Annotated in this window: 10 protein-coding genes and 1 pseudogene; 5 read left to right on the plus strand and 6 right to left on the minus strand. The window is 33.7% G+C overall.

The window, feature by feature from the left end:
* Positions 1-6: 6 nt before the first annotated feature.
* Positions 7-255, minus strand: a pseudogene (locus tag A9G38_RS03325) (serine dehydratase subunit alpha family protein); the annotation flags it as partial.
* Positions 256-575: 320 nt separating this feature from the next.
* Between A9G38_RS03325 and A9G38_RS03330 the strand changes: the two are divergent.
* Together A9G38_RS03330 and A9G38_RS03335 are read left to right on the plus strand one after the other, a co-directional pair.
* Positions 576-1,256 carry a response regulator transcription factor gene (locus tag A9G38_RS03330; protein ID WP_034910896.1) on the plus strand — a complete coding sequence of 227 codons (681 nt, stop codon included), beginning with the start codon at positions 576-578 and terminating at the stop codon, positions 1,254-1,256.
* Between the two features lie 18 nt (positions 1,257-1,274).
* Positions 1,275-2,570, plus strand: a complete 1,296-nt coding sequence (locus tag A9G38_RS03335) for an ATP-binding protein (RefSeq protein WP_034910851.1) — start codon at positions 1,275-1,277, stop codon at positions 2,568-2,570.
* Positions 2,571-2,583: 13 nt separating this feature from the next.
* Here the strand turns inward: A9G38_RS03335 and A9G38_RS03340 are convergent, their stop codons facing one another.
* Entirely contained in the window at positions 2,584-3,318 is a 735-nt protein-coding gene (locus tag A9G38_RS03340) for a M15 family metallopeptidase (RefSeq protein ID WP_162162643.1), read from the minus strand.
* A gap of 175 nt (positions 3,319-3,493) precedes the next feature.
* On the opposite strand from A9G38_RS03340, the gene A9G38_RS03345 reads away from it, so the two are divergent.
* The 3 genes from A9G38_RS03345 (at position 3,494) to A9G38_RS03355 (ending at position 5,912) form a co-directional block, all read left to right on the plus strand.
* Complete coding sequence (locus A9G38_RS03345; RefSeq protein ID WP_034910857.1) at positions 3,494-4,627, plus strand: bifunctional tRNA (adenosine(37)-C2)-methyltransferase TrmG/ribosomal RNA large subunit methyltransferase RlmN; 1,134 nt, start codon at positions 3,494-3,496, stop codon at positions 4,625-4,627.
* 29 nt (positions 4,628-4,656) lie between these two features.
* Complete coding sequence (locus A9G38_RS03350) at positions 4,657-5,271, plus strand: hypothetical protein (protein ID WP_034910860.1); 615 nt, start codon at positions 4,657-4,659, stop codon at positions 5,269-5,271.
* Between the two features lie 65 nt (positions 5,272-5,336).
* Positions 5,337-5,912, plus strand: a complete 576-nt coding sequence (locus A9G38_RS03355) for a manganese efflux pump MntP (RefSeq protein WP_034910864.1) — start codon at positions 5,337-5,339, stop codon at positions 5,910-5,912.
* A 143-nt stretch (positions 5,913-6,055) separates the two neighbouring features.
* Here A9G38_RS03355 and A9G38_RS03360 read toward each other — a convergent pair whose 3' ends face one another.
* The 4 genes from A9G38_RS03360 to A9G38_RS03375 form a co-directional block, all read right to left on the minus strand.
* Positions 6,056-7,078, minus strand: a complete 1,023-nt coding sequence (locus tag A9G38_RS03360) for an AAA family ATPase (RefSeq protein ID WP_051634181.1) — start codon at positions 7,076-7,078, stop codon at positions 6,056-6,058.
* A 271-nt stretch (positions 7,079-7,349) separates the two neighbouring features.
* Positions 7,350-8,189: an nSTAND1 domain-containing NTPase gene (locus A9G38_RS03365; RefSeq protein ID WP_034910869.1), complete on the minus strand. Its 840-nt coding sequence runs from the start codon at positions 8,187-8,189 to the stop codon at positions 7,350-7,352.
* A 14-nt stretch (positions 8,190-8,203) separates the two neighbouring features.
* A complete protein-coding gene (locus tag A9G38_RS03370; RefSeq protein ID WP_034910874.1) occupies positions 8,204-9,400 on the minus strand; it encodes a hypothetical protein in 1,197 nt (398 codons plus the stop codon).
* A gap of 14 nt (positions 9,401-9,414) precedes the next feature.
* Positions 9,415-9,731 (minus strand): IS30 family transposase (locus A9G38_RS03375; RefSeq protein WP_141671714.1); only part of this gene is annotated, 317 nt, incomplete at its 5' end.

The raw sequence follows: 9,731 nt of genomic DNA on the forward strand, positions 1-9,731 counted from the left end.
TACCCAACCACCGATTGCACCAATGGCAGCCGCAATAGGTAACTCAACCATACCGGTACCTGACACAGTTACCTCCGTACCATTTTTCATTAAATTAGGCAAAACATAAGCGTCAATTTTTTCAATAATTTTGTTGCTACTATGTTGCATCGCAATAGTTGCAACCAAAGATATGGGCTCAGTACAACCAACTGCAGGTAAAACTTCATGTTTTACCAATTGAATTAATTGCTGCCATATTACTTGTTGTTCCATTTTTTATCTCCATATTAACTTTAGTAATGTTAAATGGTGAAACATTTAATGTTAAGTAAGCAGACTATTTTAGTCTATCTTACTTAAGAATTAAATAATGCCTATTTACAACCATTAGAAAGTAATATGATAGTTATTGTCAAAAGATATATTAAAACATATAGTTATATCTTAAACCTTTTTACATTATTTAATAGTAAATTAAATAATCAGGAATAGTTTAAAATATGTAATATTTTAGTAAAAGAACCTGACTTTTTTTATATTATTGCAATAATATAAAAACCTATAATTAGATAACAATGGCGATTGCGATTATGATAAATATTTTATTAATAGATGATGATATTGAATTATCACAAATGCTTAGCGAATATTTGACTAATGAAGGTTTTAATATCAAAAGTGTTTATTTAGGTAAAGATGGTATTGATGAAGCGCTATCAGGTAAATATCGTGCAGCAATCTTAGACGTGATGTTACCAGATATTAATGGTATTGATGTCCTGAAAAGCATCCGTCAACAATGTAATATGCCTGTTATTATGTTAACTGCTAAGGGTGATAATATTGATCGCGTTTTGGGTTTGGAATTAGGTGCTGATGATTACATTCCAAAACCATGTTATCCGCGTGAATTATTAGCAAGATTACGTGCAGTTTTACGACGTTTTGATGAACGTTCGGTCGAAATGGTTGATGATAAAAAATATCATTTTAATGGTTTAATGTTAGATCTACCTCAACGGCTTTGTACGTGGAATGGACAAGTAATTGATTTGACATCAACCGAGTTTAATTTATTAGTTTTATTAGTGAAACATAGCGAGCGAGTAGTAACTAAAGAAGAATTATCTGAAATTGGGCTTGGTCGAGCAAGAGAACTTTATGATCGTAGTGTTGATGTCCATATCAGCAATATTCGCCAAAAATTACATCAAGTTGCACAAAATGATGTGACAATAGAGACGATTAGAGCCGTCGGTTACCGTATTCGTTAACAAACAAATAGGCTTGACATGAATCATCGATTATTCTGGAAAATACTTATCACGTTTGGGGTAATCTTTTATCTTACCTTCCAATTGACTTGGATTGCGTTTTCTATTTATGTAGAAAATAAAAATCAAAGATTTCTCAATCATATGCCCACGAAAGTCGATATGATTGCCCAGTTATTACATGTAGCTGGTGAAGATGAAACGCTTAATTTCATAGCACATTTACCTGAGCGAGAAAGAACGTTACTGTCAATAAAATTAGTTTCTCCATTGAATGATCAAGTTAATATTTTAACCGATGAATTAGAAACACCTACATATGCTTATCAACGCATGACCGTCGCTCCTGACGGAACTCTTTATTCTGTTTCATTTAAAGAGGATAAAGAGGATCATGTTAAAAAGGCATTGTTCAACATGCCCTTGCCCATCGTATTAATGGGTATATGTGTTGGACTTGTTTTTAGCCTCTTTCTAGCATGGAATTTAACTAGACCGATGAGGTTATTAAGGCAAGGTTTTTTCAAGGTATCTCAGGGAGATCTTTCTGTCAGATTATTCAATAAACTAAAACCTAGGCGTGACGAACTTAGCGAATTAGGTAAAGATTTTGATATGATGGTTGAGCAACTTAATATATTACTTTCTGATCGTCAGTCTCTCCTTCATGATGTTTCTCATGAACTTAGAACTCCGCTTGCTCGATTGCAACTAGCAATTGGACTTGCTCAACAAAATAAACAAAATATTGATACATCTTTAGCTAGAATAGAGTTAGAGTCAGAACGTTTAGATCAGTTAATTGGCGAAATTCTAAATTATTCTCGTGCTGAAATGAATAATCGCACTGATGAATATTTTGATTTAAAAGACTTAATAAGTGTAGTAATCAATGATGCTAATTATGAAGCTAATCACCAGTTAATTGAAGTACATTTTACTTTATCATCTATTACTCATCCAATTGTTAAAGGTAATTCAGAACAAATACGTCGTGCTATTGAAAACATTATCCGAAATGCTATTCGCTTTTCAAAAGCTGAGCAAGCCGTAGAAGTTTCATTAAAAGAAACAGGTAAGTATTTACAAATTGAAGTTAAAGATCGAGGTCCTGGTGTTGAAGAAAATAAGTTATCAAGTATTTTTGAACCATTTGTCCGTATTCAGTCTCCACAATTAGGTAAAGGTTATGGTCTAGGACTAGCAATTGCCAGAAAGACCGTCATTATGCATAACGGTACTATCCAAGCAACTAATCGTGATGGTGGAGGCCTTATTGTAACAATATGTTTGCCTTATTGGAGAAAACATTAATAATAAAAATATATTAATAACAATCAGCATTCACCGTTAATACATACTCTTTAACTAGGCTTTCCAGCTTGATTTTATCGCGCCCTATAAAACTTAAAGATCTCATAATAACTTCTGGATCACTTTCCAATATATTTTTGTATTGGTCAATATATTGGCTAGCAATAGGTTTATATGACCAGTGCCATTCTTCAGGTTGATATCCTCCTTTGCGTCCTTCATTAAAAGCTTGGCAAAATCCATATTTAGGCAGATTTTTTTGAAGCCATTTGTATAAAATGATGCCTTTTTTATCATACTTAAAATATTTTGATGAAACGCTGGTAATATCAATATCTGTTCCCCAATGATGCCTTGATGTGCCAGGCATTGACGAAAATTTTAGAATTTCTTCAGCAATTTTTTCTGGATCATTTATTTTAGCTGATAAAGCATCCCATTTCCGCTGCCAAATACCGTTTTGGTAAGTGTAATTCCGCGTTGCACTTACTATGATAAAAGGAACATCTGGATGAACTTTTTTAAAATCATTGTAGGCTTTTATAAGTTGTTCGGTTGGCTCTTTTTGTAGATACATCCCTTTTTTATTAACAGGTAGTATAGTTGAGTCTAACGCAATAAAACCATTATCTTTTTTTTCGTCAAACTGTCCAATCAGTTTATTTAATGTGATCTGTTGTGCCATGGTAAAAGTAGGAAATAGAAGTAAAGATAAGTTTAAAGTTAAACCACCTATTTTTTTTAACATCGTTGATTTTTTCATCTTTCAAGCATTGCCAATATTCTATATAGCCAGATTAAGTTAAAAACAGTATAATCCTTTTCCTAAAAAATGAAATAGCCATAATGTGTAAAAACGAGGCCTTATGTTAACAACATCTACATCTAATACGTCTGGAAATTGTTTAGACGCTGCCAATACAATGAATCTTAATACAACTAATTCCATAAACGAAAGAATAAATTTACTAAACTTCACACGCCAACAATTAAGAGAGTTTTTTATATCACTTGGTGAAAAACCGTTTCGAGCTGATCAAGTAATGAAATGGATCTATCATTTTGGTGTAGATAATTTTGATCAAATGACCGATATCAATAAAAAACTACGTGAACAACTAAAGACTTTAGCAGAAATTAAAGCTCCGAAGATTGCCATAGAACAGCGTTCTTCTGATGGCACAATAAAATGGGCACTTGATGTTGGTAATAACCAACTGATTGAGTCTGTTTATATTCCTGAACGTGATCGTGCAACATTATGTGTTTCATCTCAAGTTGGTTGCGCATTAGAGTGTAAATTTTGTTCTACTGCCCAACAAGGATTTAATCGTAATTTAACCGTTTCTGAAATTATTGGCCAAGTATGGCGTGCATCAAATGCAATTGGTGTCACCGGAAAATTAGCAGATAGGCCCATTACTAATGTAGTTATGATGGGTATGGGTGAACCGCTACTTAATTTATCTAATGTTGCACCAGCTATGGAAATTATGTTAGATGATTTTGGCTATGGTTTATCAAAAAGGCGTGTAACACTATCGACATCAGGAGTTGTTCCCGCTTTAGATAAGCTAGCCGGTATGATTGATGTGGCGCTAGCGATATCACTTCATGCACCTAATGATACAATTCGTAGTGAAATTATGCCAATTAACCTAAAATACAATATGTCTATGCTACGTGATTCAATTCTGCGTTATCTTTCGTCTTCAAACGCAAATCACGGAAAAGTAACTATTGAATATGTATTACTTAATCAAATTAACGATGGCGTTGAACATGCTCATGAGCTTGCTCAATTCCTAAAAAATGTACCTAGCAAAATTAATTTAATTCCTTGGAATCCGTTCCCTGGTGCGCCTTATTCAAGATGTTCAAATACACGAATTGATCGCTTCATGAAAACATTAATGGGATATGGATTTACCGTAATAGTTCGTAAAACACGGGGGGATGATATCGATGCTGCATGTGGCCAGCTAGCTGGTGAAGTTGTTGACCGCACTAAAAGGACTCTTTATAAAAAGCAGAACCTTGTTAAACAAACAGCATAAGGATAAATCTTTATAAAAAGGAAAGATAGATGAAGAAGTTGTTAGTTATATCTAGCTATTTTTTGATGATAGTACTCGCAGGTTGCCAAATGAAAAACAACAATGAATTTGATCCAGAAAAAGCCGCTTTGGCTAGGATGCGACTTGGATTAGGATATCTTGCTAAAGCAAATGAGTCAGAAGAAAATATCAAAGTAGCACATTATAATCTAAAATTAGCTGCACAATACTCTCCAAATAATCCCCAAGTTATGTTAGCCATGGCAATGTTTGATCAACATGTTGGTGAATACAACGAAGCCGAGATGATTTACAAACGTATTACTCTAATGCAACCGGGTAATGGATTATATCATATCCATTATGGTTCTTTTTTATGTGGTCGAGATCGTTATCAAGAAGCAAAAAAACAATTTGAACAGAGTATTGAGTTCGATCGTCATCGTTGGAAAGCTGATGCTTATGAACAATATGGTTATTGTGCAATCCAAAATAATGATAAAAGAACAGCTGACTTAATGTTTAAGCAACTTTTTCAATATGATGCTAATCGTCGAGACAACGTTATAAAAACAGCTGAACTTTATAAAAACAAAGGTGATAAAAAAATAGCAAATTATCTATTTTCAGTAACAAATAAATAAATAAATCATCACCCATTATTATAATAGTAATAAATTTTTAATAATTATAAGCAAGAGTATATGTCATGAATTTTTGGGCTATTTTATTATTAGCACTAGCAATGTCAACCGACGCCTTTGCTGTCGCCGTTTGTCGTGGGATTTCACTTAAATCAACACCAATTTTAGGCGCATTAAAAATTGGTATTCTATTCGGTGTTGTTGAGACTATTACCCCATTACTTGGCTGGTTAGTTGGTTATATTTCGTTGCAATATATTGAACAATGGGATCACTGGGTTGTGTTTGCTGTCATGCTATTTTTAGGCATTAATATGATATATAACAGCCAGAAACAGTCAGATGGAAATTGCCAAGAAGATGAATTAACATCATCAAAAAAATCTTTACTAACGTTAATTTTTACAGCAATTTCAACTAGTATAGATGCATTTGCCGTTGGTGTTGGCTTAGCATTAGCAAGTGTTAATATCTTTTTTGCTGCATCAATGATTGGACTCGCTACCTGTACAATGGTTACTATTGGATTATTATTGGGTAATAAAATTGGCTGTTTAATTGGTAAACAGGCTGAGCTTTTGGGCGGGTTAGTACTTATTTTTGTTGGTGTAATAACTCTTTATCAACATCTTTCTGTTTAATGTTTCAAATAAAAATACTTTTTATACTGTTAGGTTTCGAACGTTTTATTGATTGATATATTTTATCCAAATTTAAATAACGTCCGAAACCAATTACTTTACTTAATAAAGGTTACAGAAAACTAACTCTATCTTATCTTCCTTTAATTTTTATAAAATTCCATATCAAAACTATGTGTCTGCTGGTTATAAATTGCTTTAAACACTCCTTGATCATGAGGATTCTGCAAAATATGATTAACAATAAATGGTCTAACATTGGTTTTTATATAACCCGGCAATCCTCTGGCACCACGAATGATATCATAATGATCGTGACAGAATGTACTGATACAAGAATCTTTTATTTCGATAGTGTAGCCACGATGACTATATGATTGATTTAATTTGTCAATTTCTCGACGAATAATCCGTTCAATAACTTCCATTGGTAGGCGTTTAAAATGAAGAATATTTTCTCGTCCATTAAAACGATTAAATAGTTCTGAACGATAAGTATTATTCAGTTCATTTGTCGCTAATTCACATGCAGCTTCGTCAGAAAGATTAGGATCCAAATAGTAAGATTGTCCAATATTTGAGGTCATAATAATCATAATATCAGAAAAATCGACAGTTCGACCTACATTATCGGTTAATCGTCCGTCCGATAAGATCTGTAAAAAGTTATTAAAGACATCAGGATGTGCTTTTTCAATCTCATCAAATAAATAGATTCCAACTGGTTTTTTTCTAACTGAGTTTGTTAAAATTCCACCTGCTTCAAATCCCTCATATCCTGGAGGTGCACCAATTAATTTAGCAACAGCATGTTTTTCCATATATTCTGACATATCAAAACGAACCAACGATTTTTCGTCACCGTAAACATATTCCGCTAAAGCTTTGGCCATTTCAGTTTTACCTACACCAGATGGACCTAAAAATAGGTAAGACATTGCAGGGCCTGATTCTTCAAGCGTGTCAACTTTAGCAACCTTCACCGAATTGGCTACATGTTTTACAATGTTATCTTGGCCAAAGATTCGCGATAATAAATTTGCATCCAAATTAATCAAGTTTTCAACTTCATTCTCATCTAATTTGTTTGCTGATATACCTGAAACTTTACTAAATTCGGCGATCACTTCTTGGCGACTTAGTCGCAAATCCTTATTGGCTAGCATCACCAATTTTTGGTGCTGTTCATTATTTTGTGCAATTTCTGCATCAATTTGTCGAATTTTTTTCCTTTAATTTAGCAACTGCTGGTGAGTCAAATCCTCCAGCTGTTAACTGTGCAAATGTTTTTATAGCAACTGATTCTGAATCTTTATTATTGTTGTCCTCTTCTTCTTGTAACTGGGTAATTTCATCTTGCAGTTTGAAGCGTAACGTTTCAGCATCACGTTGATATTGATATGTTTTGCTAATTTCAGACTTTAAATTCAGCCAATCTTACTGCCATTGTTCAAGTTGCTGTCGCAAATCATATTGTTCTGTTTCACAGCTACTTTTTTCGATCTTACCCATTAACTCAGCAATTTTTGGATGCTGTTTATGTGTAAGTTGACGATAACTAGCAAGTGCACGATCAAGTAATGAAATAGCACGTTGAGGCTGTACCCCACCTAAACCTAAACTATCACGATATTTACAGGTTAAATGTATCGCTTCATCAATAGCATCTTTATCCACTTCAATTTTGTGGTATGCAGATAACTCCTTTGCAACAGTAGTAACAATAGAATTTAAATTATCCCCAGTAGGTTTTTTGACATCGTAAAGTGTGTAAAGTTCAGGCATATTCGTGCTAGCCTTTAGCACACTACTAAGTTTATCATCACGAACTTCGAGGATAACTTGAAAATTATTTGATTTATCGGCGTTATTTAGAGCATTAATAAAATGAGCATTACCTGTATTATGTGCTGCTTCTAAAAAATTAGCCGTATCAGTAATAATCAGCACTGACTCAGGAGTTTGCATTAGCTTTTTTAAAATACTTTGAAACTCATTATTTATTTTAGTACTATCACCGCTAGAAAAAAGAGCATCACAATTTAACCAAAATAATTTTTTTACAATCAAATCAAATGGCGTATCTGGATTATTTTTAGCCGCTTGTAAACCAAGGGTAAGCATTGAAACACCTACACCTGCGGGACCTGTCAACAAAAGAGAATTTGATGATTTTCGTATGAGAATAGACGATATTCTCTCTAAATCATGTTCTCTTCCTACTAAAGTAAAATTAGGGTATTGCGCTAAATATTCACGCCCTCTAACTAAATACATTGTGCATTCCTTTGTTATAGTTTAAAGGGTGAAGTAGTATGTGAGCTATCTTTTTTGGTTTCAGATTTTTCTGATAAAACATCACCTGTCACCGCAATAAATTCTCGTGTATCACTTTGAACATCTTTGGACATTTTTTCAATTTCTTCCAAATTTGCTCGCATTGTTTCTAGTGCCGCACGGGTGATTTCCGTCGCTTCTTTTTGGGTATCACCAAATTCCGCTAAATTTTGTAGCATTGCTTCTAAATCATTATTAATTTCATCACGACCAGTTGCAATTCGAATAGCTTCATTTTTAGCAATGTCATTTGTTACTCGAGTCATTTCGGCTAAAGTATTACCGGCCATTGATTGTGCTTCATTAATTGCAGCTGAGTTAACTGCTGTTACAACAACACTGAGTTGTGAAGCAACCGATGCGATGCCTCTTGAATGCATTGCTCTTGCACTTTCAACTTGTTTTTTGGTTGCTGCTTGCATATTACGAATTTTAATAGCTTCAGTTGTTAATTCACCATAGGTTTGCATAGTATCGACAGTTGCTGTGGATACAGTATCAATGTGTTCATCCAAATTACGGCGTGTTTCATCAAGCTTCATTGACTCTAACAAATTATCACCAACATCTTTACTCTCAAGCTCTTGTCTACGTTCACGATGGACTTTCTCTACTTTTTTGGTCGCTTCGTTCATAATGGCATAAATTTGTATCATATTGCCATTATTGTCACTAAGTCCTTCAATCTGTTTAACCATTTTTTCAAGATGATTACGAATTGCACCAAAACGCTCTTTACCTTGATTCACAAATTTTAATGCCGATTCAACCATATCTGCTTGACGTAATGTATGCTGTTCTGAAGTTAAATTTAGCAACTCTTTTAATTTTTCAACATCGATTGATTCAGAGCGTTGCTCGTGACGCTTTGTAATTTCTATCTGAATATCATCTAATTCTTTATTTTTGTTTTTTATTTGTTGATTTAATTGAGCTATTTTTTCTTCGTCCCATTCTTGATCGGCTTTAATTTGAGCTAATGCATTTCGGGTTTCACCATTTTGGCGTAAGTTATATAAAGCATCGGTGAGTTCGGTAAGTGGTTTTATTTTTTCGATAAAATCATTAAGATCATTATTAAAATCAGCATACACTCGTTGTAATTCAGCAAATACTTCGGTATCAGTCATCTCAATACGTTGTTTAGACATCTCTTCAGAAATTCCTAGATTACACCATGAAGTGCAATTCTTCTTAACTCCTTAGAATAAAAATCGGCAGGGCTTTTAAACTTATGCCGTTTTCTTAGGCGTGTGTTCAACAGATATTGTATTTTCTTTATCTGTTTGTCGTCAACTAATGAAATGGCCGCTGACTTAGGTATAAACTGACGTATTAAGCCATTGGTGTTTTCATTTGTGCCTCTTTGCCAGCTTTTATAAGGCTCCGCAAAGTACACGGTGGTGTTTAAATAATGCTCAATAGCATGATGATAATTAAATTCGGTTCCATTATCAAAGGTGATGCTTTTAACCATTTTTT

It is taken from the genome of Gilliamella sp. Imp1-1 (genome assembly GCF_001690415.1).
In the GTDB taxonomy this organism is placed as follows: Bacteria; Pseudomonadota; Gammaproteobacteria; order Enterobacterales; family Orbaceae; genus Gilliamella; species Gilliamella bombi.

Coding starts and splice junctions, on each gene's coding strand:
- A9G38_RS03335 (WP_034910851.1), top strand. CDS start 1,275: ATGAATCATCGATTATTCTGGAAAATACTTATCACGTTTGGGGTAATC.
- A9G38_RS03340 (WP_162162643.1), bottom strand. CDS start 3,318: ATGTTAAAAAAAATAGGTGGTTTAACTTTAAACTTATCTTTACTTCTA.
- A9G38_RS03345 (WP_034910857.1), top strand. CDS start 3,494: ATGAATCTTAATACAACTAATTCCATAAACGAAAGAATAAATTTACTA.
- A9G38_RS03350 (WP_034910860.1), top strand. CDS start 4,657: ATGAAGAAGTTGTTAGTTATATCTAGCTATTTTTTGATGATAGTACTC.
- A9G38_RS03355 (WP_034910864.1), top strand. CDS start 5,337: ATGAATTTTTGGGCTATTTTATTATTAGCACTAGCAATGTCAACCGAC.
- A9G38_RS03360 (WP_051634181.1), bottom strand. CDS start 7,078: ATGCTAGCCAATAAGGATTTGCGACTAAGTCGCCAAGAAGTGATCGCC.
- A9G38_RS03365 (WP_034910869.1), bottom strand. CDS start 8,189: ATGTATTTAGTTAGAGGGCGTGAATATTTAGCGCAATACCCTAATTTT.
- A9G38_RS03370 (WP_034910874.1), bottom strand. CDS start 9,400: ATGTCTAAACAACGTATTGAGATGACTGATACCGAAGTATTTGCTGAA.